Raw genomic sequence first — 23,671 nt, forward strand, 5'->3', positions numbered from 1 at the left:
GAGACAGCCATGCACAACACCATCCACACCCTCACCCGCTCCGACGACGTCGTCATCGTCGGCGGCGGACTTGCCGGATTGTTCTGCGCGCTCAAACTCGCGCCGCGGCCCGTGACATTGATCTCGGCCGCGCCGCTCGGACTGGGCGCGTCGTCCGCATGGGCGCAAGGCGGCATCGCCGCGGCGGTGGCTGAAGGCGATACGCCGGAAGCGCACGCCGCGGACACGGTTGCCGTCGGCGGCGGCATCGTCGACCAGGCGGTCGCACTGGGCATCGCGCGCGAGGCCGCGCCGCGGATTCACGACCTGCTCGCCTATGGCGTGCCGTTCGACCGCGATCTCGAAGGCAGGCTCGCAGTCGGGCGCGAAGCCGCACACTCGGCGCGGCGTATCGTGCATGTGCGTGGCGATGGCGCGGGCGCCGCCATCATCGCGGCGCTGAGCGATGCGGTGCGGCGCACGCCCTCGATCCGAGTGATCGAAGGCCTCGTCGCCGAAGCGCTGTTGACCGAGGACGGCGCCGTCACCGGTCTTCAATTGCGCGAAGCGGGCAATTTCGCCGCACATCCGATCCTGCTCGCCGCGCGCACGGTGGTGCTCGCCACCGGTGGCATCGGCCATCTCTATGCCGTCACGACCAATCCGCGCGAGGCCAGCGGATCTGGTCTTGCGATCGCCGCACGCGCGGGCGCGGTCATTGCAGATCCCGAGTTCGTGCAGTTTCACCCGACCGCCATCATGGTCGGCCGCGATCCGGCGCCGCTCGCCACGGAAGCCTTGCGCGGCGAAGGCGCGACGCTGATCAACGGCCATGGCGAGCGTTTCATGGCGGCGCGCCATCCGCTCGCCGAGCTCGCACCGCGCGACATCGTGGCCCGCGGCGTGTTCGCGGAGATCGCGGCCGGGCGCGGCGCCTTCCTCGATGCGCGGCAGGCGCTGGGTGCATGTCTTGCCGACAAATTCCCGACCGTTCATGCAAGCTGTATCGCCGCCGGCATCGATCCCGCCACGCAGCCCATCCCGATCGCACCGGCCGCGCACTACCACATGGGCGGCATCGCGGTAGACGATCGTGGCCGCAGTTCGATCGACGGGCTCTGGGCCGGCGGCGAAGTGTCGTCCACCGGCGCGCATGGCGCAAACCGGCTTGCGTCGAATTCGCTGCTGGAGGCCGTGGTCTACGCCGCGCGCATCGCCGACGACATCGCCGGCCGCGCCATCCCCTCGCCCGCCCGGCTTCCCGATGCGCTGGTGCCGCCGCGCGGCGCCGCGTCAGATGCCGCGGCCGTGAAGCGGCTGCGGACGCTGATGAGCGCACATGTCGGTGTGATCCGCGATGGTGACGGGCTTGCGGAAGCGGTTCGCAGCTTCGCCGCGTTCGAACGCGAGGCCACAAGCATCGCGGTCCGCAACATGGCAACGGCCGCCCTGCTCGTGGCGGCGTCGGCCTGGAGCCGATGCGAGAGCCGCGGCGCGCATTTCCGCTCCGACCATTCCGCGGACGTTCCCGCACTCGCGCAACGCACCATGACTACGCTCACAGCAGTGCGCGAATTCGCGGACGGTCTGACCGAACGCCCGACACCGCGAGCCGCGCAACCCATGATCGCCTGACGGAGTCTGCCATGATCACCCCGACCTCTCTGCTCTATCCCGACGCCTTTCTCTCCCCGCTCGCGCTCGACGAGGCCGTGCTACGCGCGCTCGATGAGGATCTCGGCCGTGCCGGCGACATCACCTCGCTTGCGACGATCCCCGAAGCAACGAAGGCGCAAGCAATCCTGGTCGCACGGCAGTCCGGCGTGATCGCCGGCTTGCCGCTGGCGCTCGCCACCTTGCAAAAGCTTTCGCCCGACATCGAGATACGCGCGCATGTTCGTGACGCCGCGCGCGTCGCCCGCGGACAGCAGGTGCTGACGATCTCGGGGCCGGCACGTGCCATCCTTACGGCGGAGCGGACCGCGCTGAATTTCGTCGGCCGCCTGTCGGGCGTTGCAACACTCACCGCAGACTACGTTGCGCGCACCGAAGGCACCAGGATGCGGGTCTGCTGCACGCGAAAAACCACCCCTGGACTGCGCGCCTTGGAGAAATACGCGGTACGCTGCGGCGGCGGCTTCAATCACCGCTTCGGCCTCGACGACGCGATCCTGATCAAGGACAACCACATCGCGGTCGCCGGCGGCATCCGCCCCGTGCTGGAGCGCGCCCGCGCCCATGCCGGCCATCTCGTCAAGATCGAGATCGAGGTCGACACGCTCACGCAATTGCGCGAGGTGCTCGACACCGGCCTTGCCGACGCCGTGCTGCTCGACAACATGGACATTGCGACGCTGCGCGAAGCCGTCAGGCTCAACGAGGGACGCCTCAAACTGGAGGCATCCGGCGGTGTCACCCTGGATTCGATCGCAGCCATCGCGGCCACCGGCGTCGACTACGCCTCAGCCGGCGCACTGACGCATTCAGCGCCGAATTTCGACTGTGCGCTGGATATCGAGGCCTGAGGAGGTCTACTCCCTCTCCCCGTTCCTACGGGGCCGCAACGAGATTTGCTCGCGCCGAGAGGACTGGGGTGAGGGGCATCTCTCCACGTATTCGGCTGTCGAAAGACCTGTACCCCCTCGCCCGCATCGCAAGAGCGATCTTACGTCTCCCCGCAAGCGGGGAGACGTAAGAAAGGTTACCGCGGTTCGCTCACGCCATCTCGGCCGAGCTCTTCGCTTCCTCGGCGAGTTCGGGGGGAGAGTGCGGCGGTCTGCGCGGGATGCCCCAGTTTGGTTCCTCGCTGGCGTCGCCCCAGGCGCAAGGCCGGTAGAAGGTGTGGACGGCGCTCGTGTCATCTTCTTCATCTCGGCCAGCCAGGACGGACGCACCCACTAGGCGTGGTAGTGCGTCGACTTGCCGACCTCGGGCAGCCAGATCTGGTCACCAGCATCGCCTTCCAGAGTTTCTGGCGTGCTTCCGCCTGCTTCAGCGGTTCGAGCGGCTGAATCGTCAGCGAGCGCGCAGCGTCTCGGGCCTGGGACCGATTGGGGATTGCGAGCGGCGGCGCGCGAACGGCTGAGGCGCCAGCGGAGAGGCGGTGTGCTACTGCCGGTCTCTGGCGTTGATGCGAAGATGCAGAGACCAGTGCCGAAGGACGCGAACCGCGCGCCCTTCGGACGGGTATGCAAATACACAAGTCGCTACGCGCACGCTACGCTTACGCTAGAAAAATCGAACCGCAGTACATCCGTGCGATTCGAGTCTTCTCGTGAGTATCTAATTTAGGTTGCTGGGGCGTTAATCGGCGTTGCGCGTGCAGCGCACGCAAGCGAACACAGGTGGTTCCACGCAGTGACCGCGTGCACTGGTAAACGCCGCTCATGGTAACGATAAACATCCGGTCAACGTGAGTGGTCAGAAGCCCTGCACGCCCGTATCATAAGGGGACTCGCTGTGTTTCCCACTGTCTCACCATTGTGGTGCGGCCACTCCCTCGACCTCGCATCGGTGTTCGCCAGGAATTTATGAAGGGTACCCGGAAGCCCGATCGTGACCGGCAGGCCCTTCATGATCTCGAAGAAGCACCACGAAGTCGGCATGTGCCGCCGCGGGTCCGAAGCATCTATAGCTTGCCTGCTCGACCGTAAACTCGGTGTCCTGCATGTCGCGCTAGTGCTTCTCGAGCGGCGTGTGGATCCGCGTCAACTCTTTCAATAGCCTGCGGCAGCGGCGATCCATCGACGCGTTGTGGGATCCCGTTTTCCGTGCTGCCTCACTGATGTTCTGCGGCGCACGAACGCTCGCCCATTACGCTCTTTGCACGGAATTCACGTTGCTTGCGGCTCGCGCTCTACAGGATGCCCCACGCGCGATAGCGTCCCCGGCCAGTCGTCTCGCGAAGGTCGAGTTCGGCGACGAGGTTTTGGGCCGCACGGGCCGTGATCCCAAGCTCCGCCGCGATCATGCCGGCCGAGACGATCGGCCGGGTCAGCACGTAGTCGAGGAGCGCCGGCAGTTTCGAAGTGGCGCGCCGGCCGGCGAGTTTTCGGGCGAGGAGGTTTCTGGTCATCAGCCAGCGGTCGTGGTCCTTTAGGCCGGCCTCGGCGGCGGCCGTCATCGCCTCGAGCTGCACAACCAGCCGCGCTGCGACGTCGCGTGCCCGCCGACGCTCACGCGAGATGCTTTTCAGCCCTCCATGCAGGCACAACAGATAGCAGCGTGTCTTGCCGCGGTCGCGCAACACGCTAGCTGCGAGCAGGCACCCTAGCCAAGGCGTGTGCTCGAGCGGTTCAATCGCGTCCCAGGCATCCGCGGCGATTGCAGCCGCCAGAGTCGGCGGCAAATTGCGGGTCTCATCGACGACGGCGCGCCAGTCGTCGAGGCGGCCGTCCTCGTCCCAGTCCGGATCGTAGACGAGCGAGTCCCGCTCTGGCCACGACCGAAGCTCGTCGGCGAGTCTGCGCTCCGCCTTGGCGTTGGCGGCGTCGACCGCGGCGAAGGCTGCGGCCAGATGGAGATCGGTGTTCATGACGCCAAGCGGTCCGTCGAAACCCACCGCGTCCCGCTCTGCGTCCTCGTTGAGCCCGAGACGTTCCTCGACCTCCTCTCGCTCGCGCCGGCCCCGAAGGTCAGCCAGTCCGGAAACCGACAGCGCCCAATTGGGCTTCGCGTCGGCAATGCGCCGACGGGCACGCAGCACGGCGTGAGCCCGGGTCAGCTCGTGGGTGGGGGCGCGGACGTCCATGCCGGCGTCGTGGAGCACGAGGTCATCGAGGTGGACAAGTTCGCCGTCAAGCCACAGAGTGGCGCAAGCCTCGGCGAAGTGCATTCGGCTGATCGCACCGTCACGGATTGGGCTTTTGCCCAGTCGCTCGTCGAGGCGGGCGACAGCATCCTCGGCCGCGGCAAGCGGCCCCGCGAGCTGAGCCCAAGGCAGTGGATCGGCGATTTTGTAGCCGGAAGACAAGGCCTTGATAACCTTAAGAGGAAATGGCGAAACGGAACCTAACACACCTTTATGTTCCGTCATAGCGAGGCCTGTTCCCGCTCTCCTCTTGCTATCGATAAGCACGCCTTATCGATGGGGTGCCGCCGCAGTGCGATCAGCACGCGCAGCGCTGCAAATCACCAGCGCCAAGCTTCAGATCAACCACAAATCGCCACTCGTGCCAACCCTGCCCTGTTCCGGACCAGCCGCTCCGGTGACTGTCCCCTCCCCGGCAAAGCAGGCGCCCTCGAAAATCAGGCTGCGCGGAATGCAAGGTGAAGCGTAGGTAAAAACAGGTCCGGAAATTGACGCCCGCCGGACCGCCCTTGCCCAAAGCGAGAAAGGCGTCGAGCGAGCCGTGCGGTCTCAAGCTGCACCGGCACTGCGGCAATGAGGATCAGGCTACCTAATCTTCGAGCGCCTCCGCGGTGGCGCTGACCGAAAGATTTGTGCTGCCACGGCAACCGCCCTCCCCAGGGCCTGCGGCGACGTCAGACGCGTTCCGATTTCCTGCAGGCGAGCCAAAAGCTCGCGTGCCTCGTCTCAGTCGCTGATGAGCGCGATGAAGGGCGATGCGCCGATGAATCTCGTCATACGGGCCGTCGCGAAATCGTTTGGTGGGCTGTCCGCCGAGGAGTTGCCCCCTATGGCGCAGATCCGGGCAGAACTGGACGCCGCGGTCGAGGAAAAACGATGTCGGCTCGATCTCGAGCTCATGAGCGCGTGCCGATGCACTGTTCGGGTGAGGCGGACCTTTTTCCACCACCGTCAATTCCCGCGCCATCGCCTCGGTCTGTGAATTCTCGATATGCACGGCTATGGCATGCTCCTCTAGACGCAACCATCCCTAGGTGATTTCGATACAGGGAATACGGGAGCAGGCCGCGTTAGTAGGACCGCCAAGGTCGCTGGCCTTCCAGTGACGGGCGGCCTCAGGTCGACGTGCGGCTCTTTATGGTGCTGACTGGAACTTTATGGTTAACGGCTGATAAACGCCTCCCCTATTCCTCCGTCCTTTCCGCTCCCCTACCCTGCCCTTTCCGTCTCCGGACACGAGGCGCGCTTTGTTTCCATTGTTGCCGCCCTAGCTGACCTCGATCCGTCCCGGACGACCACAACCTCGTCGATGCCCTCGCCCGCGCTTGCGTGGTTTCAAGACAACCGATCCGAGACCCGCTCGGGTAAACCCTCGGCGCGGTGCGACCTGGATGCTGGAAGGCGCCAAGGAGGCGGAGCTGAGGAAGCCTCCGCCGACTACATCTGCATTCGCCCTCGGCTGCGAGCGGGAAATGGGCTGCACCGCCGTTGATCCGCATTGTGGCCCGTTCCGCGAAGATGAAGAGATGCCGTTCCTTCCGAACTGGATTGGCCGAGACCGGTTTCGGCGACACTGATCGCCCGACCGGCTCCGGTCTACCTCTTGCCCGTCGCGCCGCCATCCCTGCTGCTTTCTTAGTCCCGCCAGTCGCGTGGAGCGTGGGACCCAGCAACCCGGGATGGCACGGCGGGTGATCCGCATAGGACACCCGCGAGGGATAACAGGTCCTCAACCCCGTGCCTAAGCTCGAACGCCTGCCGCGCGAGGTCCACTGCTTCCGGGGTGTTGTGCCGCTTGGGAGCCGACCGTCCGCCAAAGCCCTTGATCGTCACGCTATGCGGGCTGACGTCGCGGTCGTGCTGTGCGAGCGCGACATGTTCGCAGCCGATGATCATGCGGCTTCGAGGGTGGAACGGCGGCTGGGAGCGCGCCGGCTTTAGCGGTGAAAGAGGGCACTTTCCCTCGCTGCAGCGCTGGCCGAGTCGGCTCGCCATTCCAAGCCGGCACGTGACGAATCGGTGCAAACGCAAGCGCCCGCATCTGGTGATCCGCTGGACGACTTGCTCGTGACGGGTCGCGGGACTCTCGACCTGCCATCCTTCCGACCTGCCATCCTTCGCGTCTGCACGGTCTCGGCGCGGGCGCCGCGCAGCGGATGTTGCGGTTGCGGCTGAGCGGAGCGCGCCAGGGCTCAACGCTGAATTTTGATCCGAATGGGGCGGTGATAGAGTTCGAGCGCGAGTCGATTGTGGGAACTGCGTCGGAGAAAGTTGACCGGGTCAACTTCTGTTTAGAGCGGCGCCTTCGCAGCAGCCGCGCAGGCTACGTGCCGAGAGTTGACCGCGGTCAACTTTAGACCACCCGTGGGCCGATTCGGACCGTTAAGGATTGGTTTACCCTTTAACTGTTGCGAGACCGGCCAGAATCGGGCGTAATAGCCACGCTTTGCGCATGCCGTGTACCCGAAATTCGTAACTACGCGAGAAAGCCGTGGCCCTGAACGACCAACAAGCGATGGCGTCAATCACGCCTGGCGCGCCGCAGGCGATCCACGACACGATCGCGGCAGACGCGCGGGAACTGTCGGCGAAGCTGCACGCCCACCGAACGAAGCTGTTCCCGCCGAAAGCACGCAAGCATCTGCGCCGCTTTACGTCTGGCGAAGTCGCTAAGCTCGTCGGCATTAATGACGGCTACCTCCGCCAATTGTCGCTGGAGGGCAGGGGCCCTCAGCCGGACACCAGCCCATCGGGTCGAAGGTCGTACACATTCGACGATATTCAAAGTCTTCGTGCTTATCTCGATGAATCCGGCAAGGGTGCGCGCCGATACCGACCGTATCGCGTCGCGGGCGAACAGTTGCAAGTCATTGGCGTCGTTAATTTCAAGGGAGGGTCGGGGAAGACCACCACGGCCGCGCATCTCGCCCAACATCTCACCTTGCAGGGCTATCGAGTGCTTGCGATCGATCTGGATCCGCAGGCCTCGCTCTCCGCGCTGCACGGCTACCAGCCAGAGTTTGACGTCGAGGAAAACGGAACTCTGTACGGCGCCATCCGCTACGACGACGGGCGTCGCGAACTGAATGAGATCATTCGGCAGACTTACTTTTCGGGGCTCGACATCGTTCCCGGCAACATCGAACTGATGGAATTCGAACATGAAACCCCGAAAGCGCTCGCTGCGCGCCAGTCGGGTGACCCGCTGTTCTTCGCCCGCGTTGCCCGTGCCCTCGCCACGGTTCAGGACCGCTACGATATTGTCGTGATCGATTGTCCGCCTCAACTCGGATTTCTCACGCTTTCTGCGCTCTGCGCAGCAACGGCAATTCTGATCCCTGTGCATCCGCAGATGCTCGATGTCATGTCGATGTGCCAATTTCTAATCATGACATCCGACCTCCTTGCCGTCGTGGCTAAAGCAGGCGGCAACATGAATTACGATTGGATGCGCTATCTCGTCACGCGTTATGAGCCCGGCGATGGACCGCAGGCCCAAATGGTCGGCTTTATGCGCTCGCTGTTTGGCGACCGCATGGTCACGAACATGATGCTGAAAAGTACGGCGATCTCGGACGCGGGCATCACGAAGCAAACGCTCTATGAGGTCAGCCGCGATCAGTTCACACGGGCTACCTACGACCGCGCCATGGAATCGCTGGACAGCGTCAATGGTGAAATCCAAAGCCTCATCCAGGCTGCGTGGGGGAGGGCCTAATGGGTCGAAAAAACCTGCTTGCGGACCTCATTGATGACAAGTTGACCGCGGTCAACGAACAACCGTCAGGTGAGCCCAGCGACAATCGCAGACCAACCCAGCCAACACTTGGGTCGCGCGGAGCGGTCGGCGCCATGAGCCGTTCACTCGAGATGCTGTCCGCGGAGCGCGATGCCGCCAAGGCCTTGACCGAGCAACTCACCACCGGTCAAACCGTCGTCGAGATCGCCCCAGATTTGATCGACGCCTCGATCGTTCCCGATCGTATGACGAGCGTGGACGAGAAGCACTCTGCCCTCGTTGAATCGATCCGCGCCAATGGGCAGTTGGTTCCCATCCTCCTTCGCCCGCATCCGTCCAGCCCGGGCCGGTTTCAGATTGCCTATGGCCATCGTCGCGTTCGTGCGCTCGCCGAACTTGGCCGCCCTGCGCGGGCCGTGGTCCGCGACCTTAGCGACGAAGACCTGGTGGTGGCACAAGGCAAGGAGAATGGTGAGCGGGAGGATCTGTCCTTTATTGAGCGGGCAACTTACGCCGCCGCGCTCGAGGATCGTGGATTCAAGCGCGAGATCATCATGGCGGCGCTCAGCGTCGACAAGACGGAGCTCTCCCGCCTCATCACGGTCGCGCGGGCCCTTCCCCGGAGCCTACTCGATGCAATCGGACCAGCGCCAAAAACCGGCCGCCGGCGCTGGATGGAGTTGGCGGAGCGGCTTGTAGGCCGCCACGACCAAAAGGTATTGGCCGACAGCGTTGCCAGCGATCGGTTTGTGCGCGCTACTTCCGATGAACGGTTCGCGATAACTATGGCCGCGCTGGCGCCCCGCAAGCCCAAAGTTGCACGGCCGACAACCTGGGCGGACGACGGAGGCAAAAAGATCGTGAAGATTGAACGTCGCGCAGATCGCATCACGCTAGCTGTAGATGAAAAGGCCGCGCCTGCGTTTGGAGACTTTGTTATTTCGCGGCTGCCGGAACTCTACCGGGCATTTCTCGATGGAGGCACCGATGAGTGACATCGGGCGTCTTGCCGCTTTGGATATGGCGCTGCCTGGACCTCACACGGTCGGGCGGCGCGATGCGTACCCGCGTTTCCGTCCTCTCACCGTAGGAGCATAGCGGAAAAGAAAAAAGGCCCCCGGAACGTCTCCGTCCGAAAGCCTTCTCTCGTCACGTTTGGCGACTGACAGAGAATCACTTTCACGAATCGCAGTCAAGCGTCTTTAGCGACGGCACCGTTTTGGTGAGCGGATTTTCTTTGCCCGCATGAGGCAAAGACATGCAGTCACACTCCCCAACGACGCCCTTTGGGCGGCGATCGCTGACGCTTGCCCATGTGGCAAGCCAGATGGTCGCAACCGAACGTCCGCCCGAAAAGATCGTCCATAAGTGGAAGATCTTCCACGCCATCTGCACGGCACGGCCGCGCCTTGGAGTGTCGGAGCGCTCGCTCTCGGTCTTGAACGCGCTCTTAACGTTCCATCCCGAGACCGCACTGACGGGGGCAGGCGATCTGATTGTCTTCCCGTCCAATCATCAACTCAGTCGGCGGGCGCACGGCATGCCAGCGTCAACGCTGCGACGTCACCTCTCCGTGCTGGTCGACGCGGGCCTGATCGTTCGGCGCGACAGTCCCAATGGCAAGCGGTATGCGCGGAAGGACAATGCCGGCGACATCGAGCTCGCGTTCGGCTTCGATCTGTCGCCGCTGGTCGTGCGCTCGGAGGAGTTCGAGAGCCTGGCGGCCGATATCGAAGCCGAGGCCCGCGCACTCAAGCTCGTACGAGAGCGCATCACCCTGTGCCGGCGCGACATCGCGAAGATGATTGCAACTGGCATCGAAGAAGCCGTTCCGACGCGAAGGGGAGGGCAGGGGCCTGCCGATTGGCAGGTTGTGCACGCTGCCTTCCGCGCGATCGTCGATCAGATTCCGCGCACGGCTACGCGCCAGGAGCTCGAGCCGATCGCCGACGAGTTGTCTCAGCTTGCCGATGACGTGCTCAATCTTCTGGAAGAACACATCAAATCCAAGAATCCGGGCGCCAATGAGTCCCACTCTGAGCGCCACATACAGACTTCAAATCCAGATACCCCAATTGATCTTGAACCTGTCTTCCGAGAAGGCAGGGCGGCGGGAGCTGAGCCCAAACCTCAACCGTCGCGAGTCGGGGAGGGGGCTTATCCGTTGGGAATGGTCCTGAGTGCGTGTCCCGACATCGTCGATTATGCGAAGGGTGGGGTTTCGAACTGGCGCGATTTCCTCGCTACCGCGGCCGTTGTGCGATCGATGCTGGGGATCAGTCCGAGCGCCTGGGAGGAGGCTCAAAAGGTTATGGGCGAGGTGCCCGCGGCCATCGTCGTCGCGTGTATCCTGCAGCGCGGGACGGCGATCAATTCCGCCGGCGGCTATCTGCGCGGTCTGACGCGAAAAGCCGAGGTCGGCGAGTTTTCGCTTGGCCCGATCCTGATGGCGCAGATCAATTCTCGCCGCCGAGACAAGCAGCGGGCGTGAGGCGATGAGGCGCCGCCCCCAAACCTTTACGTTTCTCGTGGATCGAAGAGGCCAGTCCAACCGGCTGCGGCGGTGTCGACGCAAAGCTGTTCGCAGAGATCGTCATGGCAAAACACCACCCGATCCTCACTCTGTTTTTCCAGCCTCGTCATGGAGGCGCCGCTGAGCAGCGGATGAACGCGGCGCGGTTCGCGCACGGGGGCCGATCCTTGGGGGCGCTAATCCCGTTGGATGGGAGATGGTCGAGCACGCCGTTCCGGGACAACAGACTTTCGCGTCTGGTGCAACTTAGACGGTCGCCTCCAACCGCAGCCGAGCAGCGACAGTCTTTTTGAGGAGCTTCTGGAGAGAGGCTAATGAAGAGACGAGATCGGTGCCGCGATCCATGGACCGTTCCGCTCGATGCGAGTGGGTGCGGTTTTCCTTCGACGGCCGGCAGTCAGGCCGGCAACGTTCTCAACCTCCTCCGGAGCACCAGTAGTATCGATCTACGTATAGCCTCGCAGAAGATCTCCAAGGCGAGGCAAGTACCTGCCTATCTTAAGCGGAACGATACGACGCCTCAAGGAACGCACTTTCTCTCCATCGGATAGGGCGGGATTGACCAGCAGCATCGTGCTTGGAATGACAGCCCTTTTTCAAATGGACATGTTCGAGGGAGGAGTGATCGATGCTGCGCCGCTGCACCAGGGCGCTGACCTCTTCCTGCCGCTGCTGGAGAAGTGGACAGCCATTGAAGACTATGAACCGGTCGACGGGCTAAACTTTGCCGAGGGATTGCGCGATTTGGATCCCAGGACGCGTTGTCGGCGATCGAGCGGAGATTGAAGCAGGTGCTTGGTTCGAATGATATCGATCTTCTAGATTCTGACACGGCAGCACACGTTGGGCATGCACGACGACGTTACGTGAAAGACAGCATCTTCTGCCGCTTTCATTTCTCGAGAGAGTGGTCGCCCGATGTTCCTACAACGGGGCATCCGGAGCCGTCTCTATGATAGCCGCGCACGGCACGCAAACCGCGCTAGATGTATTGCTGGAAATCCACACGGGCGCCACAACGCGGTACGTTCGATCTTGATCCGAAGACCCCTTGTGGTCTACTGTCCTTTGTCCTAGGACAGCGGACGAGAGCGAATCTGCATGAAAAGTCAAGACGTTGTTATATTGCTGAAGCTCGTGAGCCTTGAGCAGGCCAAAAATGAGGACGACGCGCATCTTGTGGAGGCTGCGCATAACGATGACCCGTACTCAGTACGCAGCCTGGAGTTAGCCCTTGGTATCAGCAAGACAGAGGTCAATGCGTCGATCAACCGGAGCGTTTCGTCGGGACTTGCGGTCAAAGATCGGGAAACCGGCCAGGCAAAGCCCAACCGCCGCAATCTCTATAATTTCGTGGTGCACGGATTGAAGTTCGTTTTCCCGGCTAAACCGGGTGCGATGACCCGGGGCATCCCCACCGCCTTTGCGGCCGCCCCGCTTAAAAATCTTCTGATCAGCGCAGGAGAGTACATTTACGTCTGGCCGTACGCCAAAGGCAAGGACATGGGGCAGGCGGTAGACCCGCTGTTTAAAAGCGTACCCCAGGCCATTCAAAAAGACGATCGCCTGTACGAGTATCTGGCCCTTATCGATGGTGTCAGGCTTGGACATCAAAGGGAGGCTGGGCTCGCGGCCGAGCGTTTATCGGAAAGGCTTCTCAGAAAATGACCACCGTTAAAGGCCAATTGCTTCATATGTTGCAAACGGTCGCGCAGTCTTTGGGAGATGAACTGCGCGAGCGGCTGGTGTTTGTTGGCGGTTGCACAACAGCCCTTTTCATTACGGACGAGATCGTGCTCGAAGGCGTTCGGGCAACCGATGACGTGGATCTGATCGTTGATCTCGTCGGGCATGCGCAATGGGCTCAACTGCAAGACCAGTTGCGTCAGAAGGGGTTCGTGGAATCTCCGGAAGACGAGGTCATTTGCCGCATGCGGCTCGGCGACCTCAAAGTCGATTTCATGCCGCATGATGAAAGCATTCTCGGCTTTAGCAATCGCTGGTACGCCAAAGGCATCGAGACGCCGGTCACGTGTCACCTGAACGAGACATTGAACATCAAGCGCCTCACGCCGGAACTGTTCGTGGCGACAAAGTTGGAAGCATATCTCGGCCGCGGCAACGACGATCTCCTAGGCAGCAGTGACATCGAGGACATCCTTCTCGTCGTTGATGGGCGAGAGGAACTCGTGGCTGAAATCCAAAACGCAGACGATGATGTTCGCTGCTACATTGCAGAGAAGTTCAAAGCGCTCTTAGGTCATGAGGATTTTGATCATTTTCTCGACGGCAATATCAAGGGACCTGAAGGCCGGGTCGATATTGTACGAGAGCGCTTTGTCGCCATAAGCCAGAGCGATGCTGGCGAGCGAGAGGGGAATGGAGATCAATCGGCGCAGTGAGCAATGAAAGAGGACGCGCGATAACCGGGATTGCGGGGGATTCGGAGTGCGCGCCGATGCCGTGTTATGTCTCCTTCTCGACGGATCAACCTCTGCCCCAACAAGCGGTGACCTTGCCCGCCAGATTATCCGCGATGTCGTAGACTGGTGCGTCGCCACAGACGAAGCCGCAATGGCAGAAAGCCTCAGCCGGCAATTGCGCCGCACTCATCGCAGTTTATCTCGGCTATTTCCGCGGGACAGCGTGAGCTACGTGCTCGCCCAACGTGGTGAACCAACGCCTGCGACTCGCCTCGGTTTCGCCCGCGCTGCTCGAGGTCTATGCCGACGAGGGCATGTCGCTCGAGCAGTTGATGGCCTTCGCCGTCACCGCGGATCACGGCCGCCAGGAGCAGGTCTGGCAGACCATCTCCGGCTCTTGGCAGAAAGAGCCTTATCTGATCCGCCGCATGTTGACGGAGAAGTCGGCGCGCGCCTCCGACCGTCGCGCCATGTTTGTTGGCCTAGATGCCTACGAGGCGGCCGGTGGCGTGGTGCTGCGCAACCCGTTCCAGTCCGACGACGGCGGCTGGCTCGAGGACGTCGCTCTGCTCGACGGTCTGGTCGCTGAGAAGCGAAAGGCAGAGGCGGAAACGATCGCCACCGAAGGCTGGAAGTGGATCGAGCTCCCAGGGTGCGAAGCTCATCGGCCAGTACGACAGCTCAGCGCTTCGTCGCTGGGTGGCATCCGACCGCTCGCCTGGACCTGCGCAGCAACACGCGCTTAGCCCTACGTATCTTGCGGCCGAGAAGTCGATTGGATGACTCCAGTTCTCATGTGATCCATCGTGAAATCCGAACCTGCCATCGGATTACTTGATCTCCGTCACCAAACGATTGCGTCCCAACGATACTGCGTCGGCCGCACAAATCTGACCTCCAGTGGATAGGGACAATGACACTCTCAGAAACGAACTTTCGCTTACTTCGAACAATCAAGAATGTTGTTTTGACTCTTGCGTCGGCGTCTCTCGCGTCGAGTGGGGCACAAGCTGCTGACCTGCCAGTCAAAGCCAGAGCAGTGGAGTACGTGAAGGTTTGCTCACTGTACGGCGCTGGCTTCTACTACATCCCTGGCTCGGACACTTGCATCAAGCTTGGCGGATATCTGCGCGCTGACGTTGTCGCGAATAGCAACAGCGATTTTGACCCGGCCGCCAATGGCGTAGCGGGAGCACGCAACCGTCTAGGCAACAGCTACACTTGGCGCGCTCGTGAAGGACTGAGCATCGACACGCGCACCGCGACTGAGTACGGCCTCGTTCGCACCTATTTCTCGGGCGTGTTCACCTGGACGTCGGGTGGCTATACCGGCGCCGGCACGAGCGCCGTCAATGGGGCGACCGCTTATACAACGTCGACGGCTTCACAGGTCGCTGGTGGTTCGCTCGGCGTCTACTCCGCCTTTATCCAGTTCGCAGGCTTTACGATGGGTAAGGCCGTCTCACAGTTCTCGGCGCCCTGGACCAACTATCCAGGCAACGAGTTCGATGATCTTCCGGGCGGCGGCGGATGGGTCACCGGCGTGAACCAGTTCACCTATACCGCTGACTTCGGACAAGGCATCACGGCCGCTTTCTCAGCCCAGGATCAGGTAGCCTACGGTACGACCAATATCTGGAATGTAAGTGGAGCAACGGCGGCCGCTCTCGCCACCGGTGCGTACGGTACTAACAACATCGGCGGTTCATCGTCTCCAGACCTTGTCGCGATGGTTCGTATTGACCAGGCGTGGGGTCTCTTCCAGGCGTCGTTCGCGGCGCACGACAACCATGCTGGGTACTACGGTGGCGACGAAGCGACCGGGCATCCGAACGACAAGTGGGGCTGGGCTGCTGCTTTGGCCTTGTCAATCAAGAACATCCCGACTGGAGCCGGCGACACGATCAACGTGTCAGGCGCTTATACCAACGGCGCGACCCGCTACAACTTCAACGATTTGATGCCAACCACCTACGCGATGTACGGCGGCACGGGGCTTGCAGGTGCTTATCAAAGCGTCGGCCTGGCGGGCTTGTCTGACTCCGTGTTCGTTGCCGGTGCGGGCCAGGAGCTAACCAGGACGTACGGCTTCCATGCTGGTTACACACACAACTGGGATCCTCATTGGAATAGTGCCATCTACGGCGGCTGGGGCGCCGTTCGGTATAACAGCGCAGCGAAGGGCTACATCTGCGGTGCATTCGTAGCCAACGTTGCGCTGTCGAGCGGCAATGCTGGCTGTAATCCTGATTTCAACTATGGGGTTGTCGGCGTCGTCACGCGCTGGACACCGGTCAAGAACCTGACCTTCACGGCAGATCTCGCCTACACCATGCTCGACCAAAAGTACGCGAGCGGAAGTACAGTGACACTGCCTGTGCAGTCTGCGGTCGCCAAGCCGGCGGCTCTTTACGAATTGAAAGATCAGAGCACGCTGATCCTGCTCTTGCGGGCTCAGCGGAACTGGTGAGGCTCTGTCTAAACCAGCGGAAGGAGAAAAGAGGGCTCAAAGAACGAGGTTAACCTCCAAGGAGGCCTCCGGCATGCCCGCCGGGGGCCTTCTGCAAATAGTATCTAAATCAGAGCTGAGCATACGGCGGCTTTCAAACGGCGTTGAAGGACCCTTTTTCTTGGTCCAGACGAAGGGCCGAGCGTCGTCGTTGTGGGCTTTGCTCTCACGTTCAAGAAAAGCGGGTGCTAGGTGAGATCTTCAGCAAGCTGGAATGCTGCTACGACAATCTTATGCCGTCTCCGCAAGGGCGGTCTTCTTACAAAGACGAACGAGCCACCGGCAAAAAGCGCGAGACATTTCGGGATTATCGCCTCGGTCGACAGCATAGGCGCGATACTGCATGCCGCTGGGAGTGCGCGATCGTGGAATCACATTGAGAGCTCCACCACGTACCAGGTCACTTACAATGATTTCGGGCGCGACGAGAAGACATTTGCCCGTCATCACCGCCGGCAGGGCCAGGTAATTGTGATCATATCGCGCTCCCGATTTTATATCTTTTGGGGTCAGGTTCATGGCCCGAAGCCATGTCGGCATTATGTCAGGCCGGGATGTGATGTTCAGGATGGGTACTGTGCGAACAACCGGGAGGCTCTTGCCATCGACGTGATTTGGTGAGCCCACACATACGAGTTGCTCGTTGTAGATTTCCCAATCATCTGCCGGCTCGATGACGGAAAGATCCCGTGTGATCAAAATGTCGTAATCGTCGGACGACGTCGGTTGCGAAAGTGAGCTAATCACATCCACAACTACGCCGCCCATTTCATTAGAAAAAGCTTGGAGATTTGGAATCAGAAAGGCGTAAGCGAAAGTCGAGAGTGACGTGCGGACTACAATCCGATTGGTGTCCCGACGATTCCGTCGGCGCATTCTCTTGGCGGTGAAGCAAACGGTATCTAGCGGTTCTGCAACCGTGTTCGCAAAAAGCCGCCCGAATTCCGTCAATTCGCTACGCCGGCCGCGACGCTGCATGAGGTCACTGCCCAGATACTCCTGCAGCACGGCGAGGTAGCGGCTGACCGAACTCTGGGTCATTCTCAAGGCGCTAGCCGCGCGGGTTACGCTTCCCTCGCGCGCAATTGTGACGAATACCCGGATCGCATTGAGTGGCACTTCATCCGTTTCGGTAGCCATTTTGTGCTCCGGAATTTCGGGCATGCCCGTCAGTTCTCGCAGGAGGGCATTGCCAGAAATCAATCGTCCATCACATTATTCGATGATCGTAGCCGGGTTACTAGATACCAACTGCAGGTCGCGCGCGAAAGCGATTTCGCTCAGACGCGGTGCAATCCGTGCGAACGAGCTCGCTTCTAGTTGCGCACATTATTTTCCAAAAGGCGCGACGAAATCGTGCCGTTAAATCGGCTGGCGTGATCGCTCTTTGCGCGGTCCCCCTTCTGGAGGAGAGGGGCGTTTACAGCAATTGTCGAACAGCAAAAGCTGCGCCCGAGCAGAGCTCAGACGCAATGACGCCCTCTTGGACAAGAGATCTAGCGAAGGAAGCGAGCTTCGGCCGCCTTGAAGCTATCCACGTTCTGGAGGTCGAAAATCTCCTCGACCGGCAGAATATCCTTGTGGACGTTCTGGACGCCGCCATCGGCAATGATTCGGCGGAAGGTCTCTCTCATCGCAGTTGCAGCAGCGCGGATACCGTAATTGCCGTAGATCATTACGCGGATATTCCCGAGTGCTTTGACCCGCTCGGCGTCGAGATCCGGGTAGGCGTTCGGCACGATCGCTAGCGGCACCGATCCGCCCCAGGCGCGCGAAAAGCTTTCGATCTCTGATGCATCCTTCTTTTTCGAATGGATCAGCACCATTTCGGCGCCGGCCTCTTCGTAAGCTTTTGCTCGGCGCAGAGCTTCCGTTTCGCCGAGACCCGCAATCAGGGCTTCGGTGCGGGCGATCACGAGAAAATTGGGGTCTCGTCTTGTCGCAACAGCGGCCTCGATCTTGCCCTGGAACTCCTCGATGCGGAGCAGTTCCTGGCGTCCGCCAGCCATAAGGCTCGTCACTTTCGGAAAGGTTTTGTCTTCGATCACCACAGCGCTGGCGCCAGCTCGCTCGTATTCGTGAACGGCGTGGATCACGTTGATTGCATTGCCATAACCGGTGTCAATGTCAGCGATGATCGGCAGCGTCGTGCGTCCAGCGATCGAGCGCAGCATGTCGAGATGCTGGGTCATCGAGATCAGACTCATATCGGGCAGACCGCAAAGCGCGGAGAGTTCGAAGCCCGATGCCCATAAAGCATCGAAGCCGGCCTCTTCGGCCAGCAGAGCCGAAAGTGGGCTATGGGCGGCCATGACATGGATGAGACTGGCTTCGTCCAGGCGAGTACGAAGGCGTTTGACGGAGGACATCGGAAAATCCTTCTTTCGCGGATACGGCTCGCCATCACTGGGCGGGGTCACCTCAGGCACTCTGATCGCGCAATTGGGCCGCGCCAGCGGTCATGATCTTGGCTTTTTGGGGGGACGGACGACATCTGAGTCGGTCTTAAACGAGAGACAAGAGTCAGCACCTGAGTGAAAAGCGGAAATCTTGCCGGTTTCTAATTGCTCTTAAGCGGGCCGACCAATGGTGTGATCGCATTCTTGCGATCTAACGATCAACCATCTCGATGATGGCGTCGTGTCTCGTTGCACCTCAGAGCTGGTCAAGAAGCTAGGGGGGACATCGTTTCCGCGCGACACTTGATCACTCGAGACCATGTTGGTTGCGCTAACAGTGAGAGCGCTGATGACGTTTTAGTTGGGCAGCGTCCTCAGCCCAACCGGGAGCGACCCAGTTCCGAGGAGGCACCGTTCTCTGCCCGGAAGCCTCATGTCATCTCATCTGCGCACGTGAACATCGACTTAGTCGATGAATGTCATCGCAGCGTAGCATTTCGCGGCTCTAACGTCGGACACGTTTGGCAAGCACGAGATCAGCGATCTTGGTTTTGGGCCTCTGCGAGGATCTGCTGATCGCCGCAAGGTCAAGGCTATGCGTTCCGTACTGATTGAAGCGAATTCCGGGAGACGGTGATGACCCGCAGCCATCTGACACGGCGAGAGGCTTTGACTGGTGCGGTCGCAGCAGGTTTGTTGCCGACCGCGAGCACCGCCTGGGCTGAGAGCGACGGCAAGAAACCAGCCCGGCGGCGATTAAGAGTTGGCATGTCGGGCTTTCCCCGCACGTTTGACCCGGTCATCGCAACCGACACCGCCATTCGGCGGATCATGCCGCAGCTGTTTGAGAGCCTCATTGGCTTTGACCACGCCAATGGGATGGCGCTGCGGCCGGCATTGGCCGAACGTTGGGAGCGAGTTGATGCGCAGTCGCTGCGGCTGTTCCTGCGCAAAGGCGTGGCGTTCCACGACGGAAGCCCGCTGACTGCCGAAGATGTCGCCTTTAGCCTGGGGCCCGACCACCTGTTGGGACCGGGCCGCAGCGGAATGTCCGATGCGCTGCAGTCGCTGGACCGGATCGACAAAGTGGATGTCGTCGATCCCTATACGGTCATTGTCCACGCCAAAGGGAACGACGCACTGCTTGAGCAGCGTCTGGCTTCCTGGGGAGCGGAGATCGTCTGTAAGCGCGCGTTCACCGCCGCGGGCTCGTGGGAGCGCTGGACGGCAGCTCCTGTAGGGAGCGGCCCGTACAAGCTCGTCAATCACAAGCTCGACATCCATGTCACATTGACTGCGCACGATGCATATTGGGGCGGACGGCCACCATTTGAGGGCGTCGAATATCGCATTATTCCCGAGCTTTCCGCGCGCGTGAACGGCCTTCTTGCCAACGAGCTCGACCTCATCACTGACATCCCACCCGATCAATTCGAGCGTATCGAGAAGCGGGCCGATCTCCAGGTCTCGGGCGGGCCAGTACAGAATATCCGCTCGCTCGTGCTCGATCAGAACGATCCAGTGCTGAAAGACGTGCGGATCCGCCGTGCGATGAGCCTTGCGCTCGATCGCAAGCTCTTGATCGAGAGCCTGTGGGCGAACCGTCTGCCGATTCCGAATGGCTATCAACTCGCGAGTTATGGCCAGGGCTACATCGAGGATTTCCCCGCGCTGCTTTATGATCCTGATAAGGCGAAGGAGCTGGTCGCTGCGGCGGGCTACAAAGGAGAGCCGATCATTTATCGGCTCCTCAACAACTACTACCCCAATCAGATCTCTGGCGCGCAAACCATGATCGAGATGTGGCGTGCAGTCGGCCTGAACGTCAAAATCGAGATGATGGAAAACTTTGCTCAAGTTCAGCGCCAGCCGGTGCGGGCGATCTTCGACACCTCCAACACGGCGTTGTTTCTGGATCATCTCGGCCATCCCTGGCGTGAATACGGCCCCAGCGGCGCCCTGCCGAAGTCGGTCGGGGTCTGGAAGAACGAGGAGTATTTCGCCTTGGGCGCGCAGCTCCAGGAGACCGCTGAGCCCGAGCAGCGCCGTCCAATCGTGCGCCGCATGCTCGAGATCATCAATGAGGTCGATCCGCCCTGTGTGATTTTGCATGTGTCCGGCCAGTTCTATGGCAAGCGGCGCGACGTACCCTGGTTGCCGGGGCTGACGCTCGATCTCAATTTCGGCCCATTCAACAGCGCCTTGATCCGGACCTGATTCAGGATGAATGACGCGTTCCTCCGCTTGCGCGCAGCTCCACCACGTGGGCTGCCCGGCTCCCGCAATTCCTACGACGCCGCCCGCGAGGAGCAGCCGCGACGACGCTGGCAGGACAGGGAGCTCAGATGACACGACTTCTTGAGATTACAGGGCTGCAGGTTGCTTTCGACCAGGTGCCGGTGCTGCGTGGAATAAATCTCAGCCTCCGCCGTGGCGAAGCGCTGGGCATGGTCGGCGAAAGTGGTTGCGGAAAGTCGGTGACTTGGCTTGCGGCGCTTGGTCTCTTGGGGTCGCGCGCCCGGACGGCAGGCAGCGTACGCTTTGCTGGCGAAGAGCTTCTCCATGCTCCCGCCCGTCATCTGGAACAGGTGCGTGGTCGCCGAATTGCAATGATCTTTCAGGATCCGACCAGCGCGCTCAATCCCGTGCGTACCGTGGGCGATCAGATCGGCGAAGCTCTGCAGCTCCATCGTGGGATGGACAGGCGCAGCGCGCTGAATGAAGCGCGTCGTCTGCTGGATCAGGTCGGCATTCCCGATGCGGCGCGACGGCTTGGCCGCTATCCGCACGAGTTTTCCGGTGGGCAGAATCAGCGGGTCATGATTGCCATGGCGCTTGCGGGACAGCCCGACATCCTCATCGCCGATGAACCCACCACCGCTTTGGACGTCACTATTCAGGCGCAGATCCTTGAGCTTCTGCAAGAGATTCAACGCGAAAGAGGCATGGCGCTGGTCCTGATCTCACATGATCTGGGCGTTGTCGCCGAGATCTGCGAGCGCGTGCTGGTGCTTTACGCCGGGCACATCATTGAAGAAGCACCCGCCGTGCGTCTGTTCGACCATCCCACTCATCCATATACACGCGGGCTTGTTGGGGCCCTCCCGAATCTGGACGGGCCTCGGCAGCGCCTCGCCGCCATTCCCGGTGTCGTTCCGAGCCCGGCGGACCTTCCGCCAGGATGTCCCTTCGCGCCACGCTGCGACCTGCGCACGGACCGGTGTGGCGAATGCACTGTCGAATTGACGTCTGTGGAGGATAATGCCGACCACAGAATTGCCTGCCTGCATGTCACCGGCCAGCGGTGCCAGGACGAGACCGTCGCCGCATGACGATGACGGTCGCACCGCTTCTCCAAGCCGATGGGCTTGTCCGACGATATTCCTTGCGCCAGGGCCTGTTTCGGGGTCACTCGACGGTCCACGCCGTCAATGGACTGTCGCTGTCTCTGGCCAGCGGTGAGACGCTCGGACTTGTTGGCGAATCGGGCTGCGGAAAATCCACCGCGGGCCGGCTTCTCATTGGCCTGGAACGACCGGATGCGGGCACCGTCAGCTTCGGCGGAGAAGAGTTGCCGCCGATGGGCGATATCCGTTGGCGGCATCTCAGGATGCGAATCCAAATGGTATTTCAGGACCCGCTGGGGGCGCTCGATCGCCGGCTAACGATCGGGGCGCAAATCGCAGAACCGCTCGAAATTCATCGGATCGGCAGCAAGTCCGAAAGAGCGGACCTGATCAATAGGCTCCTCGCTGACGTTGGCCTCAGAACCGATCACGGGGCGCGCTATCCTCATGAACTCTCAGGTGGCCAACGCCAGCGTGCGGTGTTGGCACGAGCACTCGCGACCGATCCGGACCTCATCGTGTGCGACGAGCCGGTGTCCGCGCTCGACGTCTCGATCCAGGCTCAAGTCGTCAATCTTCTGCGTGACCTGCAGGAGCGGCGGCACATGGCGATGATCTTCATCAGCCATGACCTGCGCGTCGTTCGGCAGATCAGTGATCGCATCGCCGTGATGTATCTCGGCTCGATCGTCGAAGAAGGCTCGCCCGATGCAGTTCTGCGCGCCCCCTTGCATCCGTATTCAAAAGCGCTGGTTTCTGCCGTACCCAGGCCTGGACGGCGTAGCGAGCGGACGATCCTGCAAGGTGATCCGCCCAATCCATCGGCGCGGCCCGCCGGCTGCGCCTTCCATCCACGTTGTCCGGCGGCTCTTCCGGCCTGCGCATGGATTGTGCCCGAGCTCACATCCGTAGGCGCAGGACGCAGGGTCGCTTGCCATTTGATCAACAGGGATGGTCTCCAAGTTGGGAGCGTCGCCTGATGACCCGCTTCATCATGACTCGGGTGGCTCGCGCCGTGCTCACCATAGCGATGGTAGTCACATTCGCCTTCGTGGTTCTGCGAGCCTCTGGCGATCCCGCTCGCGCGATGCTGTCGCCTGAAACGTCGGCCGATGCGGTCGAGGCCTTTCGCAAGGCTTGGGGGCTCGATGCACCACTCTGGGTCCAATACGTAAAATATCTTCTTGCGGTCGTCCACGGAGATCTCGGCCAATCCATGCGGGACGGGCGTACTGCCGCCACGGTTGTTGCCGAACGCATCCCGGTCACGCTGATGCTCACTGCTCCGGCACTCGCCCTCAATCTTCTCCTAGGCATTCCGGCCGGCATCTATGCAGCCCTCAAGCGCGACAGTTTCACTGACCGTCTGGTGATGATGGTGACGGTAGCGGGCTTCACCGTGCCTTCATTCGTGCTCGGGCTCGTACTCGTGCTCGCCTTTGCGGTCGAGCTTCCCTGGTTTCCTTCAGGTGGCGCGGGCAGCGTGCGCCATATGGTCCTGCCGGTGGTCACGCTTGGCCTTGGCGGCGCGGCCGTTCTGGCTCGTTTCACCCGCAGCGCCATGCTCGAGGTGCTCGGGCAAACCTATATCCGCACGGCGAGTGCCAAGGGTGTGCCATGGCGCAGAGTGGTGACGGGCCATGCCCTGCCCAATGCCGCCATACCAGTGTTGACCATTGTGGGTTTGATGGTGGGCAACTTAATCGCGGGGACGGTGCTCGTCGAAAGCGTCTTTTCCTGGCCCGGAATCGGTAGCCTGCTCGTCGTCTCCGTCGTAAGTCGCGACCTGGCTGTGGTCCAATGCATCTTGCTGCTGGTGGCAGCCGCCATGATCGCGACAAACCTCGCAGTCGATCTCCTTTACGGTATGCTCGATCCGCGTCTGCGCGATACGCGCTCTGCTGGAGGAGCGTAGATGGCGGAAATGTCTGC

At 61.3% G+C, this 23,671-nt stretch carries 18 protein-coding genes and 2 pseudogenes; 14 read left to right on the forward strand and 6 right to left on the reverse strand.

Going from position 1 to position 23,671, the window contains the following annotated elements; genetic code table 11:
* Positions 1–9: 9 nt before the first annotated feature.
* Together IVA75_RS06965 and nadC are read left to right on the forward strand one after the other, a co-directional pair.
* Positions 10–1,614: an L-aspartate oxidase gene (locus IVA75_RS06965; RefSeq protein WP_247282205.1), complete on the forward strand. Its 1,605-nt coding sequence runs from the start codon at positions 10–12 to the stop codon at positions 1,612–1,614.
* Positions 1,615–1,625: 11 nt separating this feature from the next.
* The gene (gene nadC / locus IVA75_RS06970) at positions 1,626–2,504 is read left to right on the forward strand and encodes a carboxylating nicotinate-nucleotide diphosphorylase (RefSeq protein WP_247282206.1); all 879 of its coding nucleotides are present in this window, start codon (positions 1,626–1,628) and stop codon (positions 2,502–2,504) included.
* 190 nt (positions 2,505–2,694) lie between these two features.
* Here nadC and IVA75_RS06975 read toward each other — a convergent pair.
* The 3 genes and pseudogenes from IVA75_RS06975 to IVA75_RS06985 form a co-directional block, all read right to left on the reverse strand.
* Positions 2,695–2,924 (reverse strand): annotated as a pseudogene (locus tag IVA75_RS06975) (cell wall hydrolase); the annotation flags it as partial.
* Between the two features lie 911 nt (positions 2,925–3,835).
* The gene (locus tag IVA75_RS06980; RefSeq protein ID WP_247282305.1) at positions 3,836–5,014 is read right to left on the reverse strand and encodes an RHE_PE00001 family protein; all 1,179 of its coding nucleotides are present in this window, start codon (positions 5,012–5,014) and stop codon (positions 3,836–3,838) included.
* A 364-nt stretch (positions 5,015–5,378) separates the two neighbouring features.
* On the reverse strand, positions 5,379–5,786 hold the full coding sequence (locus IVA75_RS06985) for a hypothetical protein (RefSeq protein WP_247282207.1): 408 nt from the start codon (positions 5,784–5,786) through the stop codon (positions 5,379–5,381).
* A 1,518-nt stretch (positions 5,787–7,304) separates the two neighbouring features.
* Here IVA75_RS06985 and repA point away from each other — a divergent pair.
* From repA to repC, 3 genes are all read left to right on the forward strand, one after another.
* A complete protein-coding gene (repA, locus tag IVA75_RS06990) occupies positions 7,305–8,507 on the forward strand; it encodes a plasmid partitioning protein RepA (protein WP_247282306.1) in 1,203 nt (400 codons plus the stop codon).
* A complete protein-coding gene (gene repB, locus IVA75_RS06995) occupies positions 8,507–9,523 on the forward strand; it encodes a plasmid partitioning protein RepB (RefSeq protein ID WP_247282208.1) in 1,017 nt (338 codons plus the stop codon). Before repA ends, repB begins: the two co-directional genes overlap by 1 nt.
* 263 nt (positions 9,524–9,786) lie before the next feature.
* On the forward strand, positions 9,787–11,019 hold the full coding sequence (gene repC, locus IVA75_RS07000; protein ID WP_247282209.1) for a plasmid replication protein RepC: 1,233 nt from the start codon (positions 9,787–9,789) through the stop codon (positions 11,017–11,019).
* Between the two features lie 26 nt (positions 11,020–11,045).
* Here the strand turns inward: repC and IVA75_RS07005 are convergent, their stop codons facing one another.
* A complete protein-coding gene (locus IVA75_RS07005; protein WP_247282210.1) occupies positions 11,046–11,216 on the reverse strand; it encodes a hypothetical protein in 171 nt (56 codons plus the stop codon).
* 403 nt (positions 11,217–11,619) lie between these two features.
* Between IVA75_RS07005 and IVA75_RS07010 the strand changes: the two genes are divergently transcribed.
* The 5 genes and pseudogenes from IVA75_RS07010 to IVA75_RS07030 all read left to right on the forward strand — a co-directional run bounded on the left by IVA75_RS07010 (position 11,620) and on the right by IVA75_RS07030 (position 15,954).
* Complete coding sequence (locus IVA75_RS07010; RefSeq protein ID WP_247282211.1) at positions 11,620–11,847, forward strand: hypothetical protein; 228 nt, start codon at positions 11,620–11,622, stop codon at positions 11,845–11,847.
* A gap of 315 nt (positions 11,848–12,162) precedes the next feature.
* Positions 12,163–12,729, forward strand: coding sequence for a hypothetical protein (locus tag IVA75_RS07015; protein WP_247282212.1), 567 nt, complete (start codon positions 12,163–12,165; stop codon positions 12,727–12,729).
* Entirely contained in the window at positions 12,726–13,463 is a 738-nt protein-coding gene (locus IVA75_RS07020; RefSeq protein WP_247282213.1) for a hypothetical protein, read from the forward strand. Before IVA75_RS07015 ends, IVA75_RS07020 begins: the two co-directional genes overlap by 4 nt.
* Before the next feature lie 266 nt (positions 13,464–13,729).
* Positions 13,730–14,131, forward strand: a pseudogene (locus tag IVA75_RS07025) (DNA-binding protein); the annotation flags it as partial.
* 266 nt (positions 14,132–14,397) lie between these two features.
* Complete coding sequence (locus IVA75_RS07030) at positions 14,398–15,954, forward strand: porin (protein WP_247282214.1); 1,557 nt, start codon at positions 14,398–14,400, stop codon at positions 15,952–15,954.
* A gap of 270 nt (positions 15,955–16,224) precedes the next feature.
* Here IVA75_RS07030 and IVA75_RS07035 read toward each other — a convergent pair whose 3' ends face one another.
* Entirely contained in the window at positions 16,225–17,133 is a 909-nt protein-coding gene (locus tag IVA75_RS07035; protein WP_247282215.1) for a LysR family transcriptional regulator, read from the reverse strand.
* Positions 17,134–17,489: 356 nt separating this feature from the next.
* Positions 17,490–18,362: an isocitrate lyase/phosphoenolpyruvate mutase family protein gene (locus IVA75_RS07040; RefSeq protein ID WP_247282216.1), complete on the reverse strand. Its 873-nt coding sequence runs from the start codon at positions 18,360–18,362 to the stop codon at positions 17,490–17,492.
* Positions 18,363–19,028: 666 nt separating this feature from the next.
* Here IVA75_RS07040 and IVA75_RS07045 point away from each other — a divergent pair.
* The 4 genes from IVA75_RS07045 (at position 19,029) to IVA75_RS07060 (ending at position 23,654) form a co-directional block, all read left to right on the forward strand.
* A complete protein-coding gene (locus IVA75_RS07045; RefSeq protein ID WP_247282217.1) occupies positions 19,029–20,609 on the forward strand; it encodes an ABC transporter substrate-binding protein in 1,581 nt (526 codons plus the stop codon).
* A gap of 128 nt (positions 20,610–20,737) precedes the next feature.
* Positions 20,738–21,724 carry an ABC transporter ATP-binding protein gene (locus tag IVA75_RS07050; protein WP_247282218.1) on the forward strand — a complete coding sequence of 329 codons (987 nt, stop codon included), beginning with the start codon at positions 20,738–20,740 and terminating at the stop codon, positions 21,722–21,724.
* Positions 21,721–22,719 carry an oligopeptide/dipeptide ABC transporter ATP-binding protein gene (locus IVA75_RS07055; protein ID WP_276577084.1) on the forward strand — a complete coding sequence of 333 codons (999 nt, stop codon included), beginning with the start codon at positions 21,721–21,723 and terminating at the stop codon, positions 22,717–22,719. Before IVA75_RS07050 ends, IVA75_RS07055 begins: the two co-directional genes overlap by 4 nt.
* Positions 22,719–23,654, forward strand: a complete 936-nt coding sequence (locus tag IVA75_RS07060; RefSeq protein WP_247282219.1) for an ABC transporter permease — start codon at positions 22,719–22,721, stop codon at positions 23,652–23,654. Before IVA75_RS07055 ends, IVA75_RS07060 begins: the two co-directional genes overlap by 1 nt.
* Positions 23,655–23,671 lie beyond the last annotated feature (17 nt).

The sequence above is a fragment of the Bradyrhizobium sp. 134 genome (assembly GCF_023074155.1).
Classification (GTDB): domain Bacteria; phylum Pseudomonadota; class Alphaproteobacteria; order Rhizobiales; family Xanthobacteraceae; genus Bradyrhizobium.

Coding starts and splice junctions, on each gene's coding strand:
- IVA75_RS07030 (WP_247282214.1), top strand. CDS start 14,398: ATGACACTCTCAGAAACGAACTTTCGCTTACTTCGAACAATCAAGAAT.
- repA (WP_247282306.1), top strand. CDS start 7,305: ATGGCGTCAATCACGCCTGGCGCGCCGCAGGCGATCCACGACACGATC.
- IVA75_RS06965 (WP_247282205.1), top strand. CDS start 10: ATGCACAACACCATCCACACCCTCACCCGCTCCGACGACGTCGTCATC.
- repC (WP_247282209.1), top strand. CDS start 9,787: ATGCAGTCACACTCCCCAACGACGCCCTTTGGGCGGCGATCGCTGACG.
- repB (WP_247282208.1), top strand. CDS start 8,507: ATGGGTCGAAAAAACCTGCTTGCGGACCTCATTGATGACAAGTTGACC.
- IVA75_RS07055 (WP_276577084.1), top strand. CDS start 21,721: ATGACGATGACGGTCGCACCGCTTCTCCAAGCCGATGGGCTTGTCCGA.
- IVA75_RS07060 (WP_247282219.1), top strand. CDS start 22,719: ATGACCCGCTTCATCATGACTCGGGTGGCTCGCGCCGTGCTCACCATA.
- IVA75_RS07040 (WP_247282216.1), bottom strand. CDS start 18,362: ATGTCCTCCGTCAAACGCCTTCGTACTCGCCTGGACGAAGCCAGTCTC.
- IVA75_RS07050 (WP_247282218.1), top strand. CDS start 20,738: ATGACACGACTTCTTGAGATTACAGGGCTGCAGGTTGCTTTCGACCAG.
- IVA75_RS07020 (WP_247282213.1), top strand. CDS start 12,726: ATGACCACCGTTAAAGGCCAATTGCTTCATATGTTGCAAACGGTCGCG.
- IVA75_RS07035 (WP_247282215.1), bottom strand. CDS start 17,133: ATGGCTACCGAAACGGATGAAGTGCCACTCAATGCGATCCGGGTATTC.
- IVA75_RS07045 (WP_247282217.1), top strand. CDS start 19,029: ATGACCCGCAGCCATCTGACACGGCGAGAGGCTTTGACTGGTGCGGTC.
- nadC (WP_247282206.1), top strand. CDS start 1,626: ATGATCACCCCGACCTCTCTGCTCTATCCCGACGCCTTTCTCTCCCCG.
- IVA75_RS07015 (WP_247282212.1), top strand. CDS start 12,163: ATGAAAAGTCAAGACGTTGTTATATTGCTGAAGCTCGTGAGCCTTGAG.
- IVA75_RS06980 (WP_247282305.1), bottom strand. CDS start 5,014: ATGACGGAACATAAAGGTGTGTTAGGTTCCGTTTCGCCATTTCCTCTT.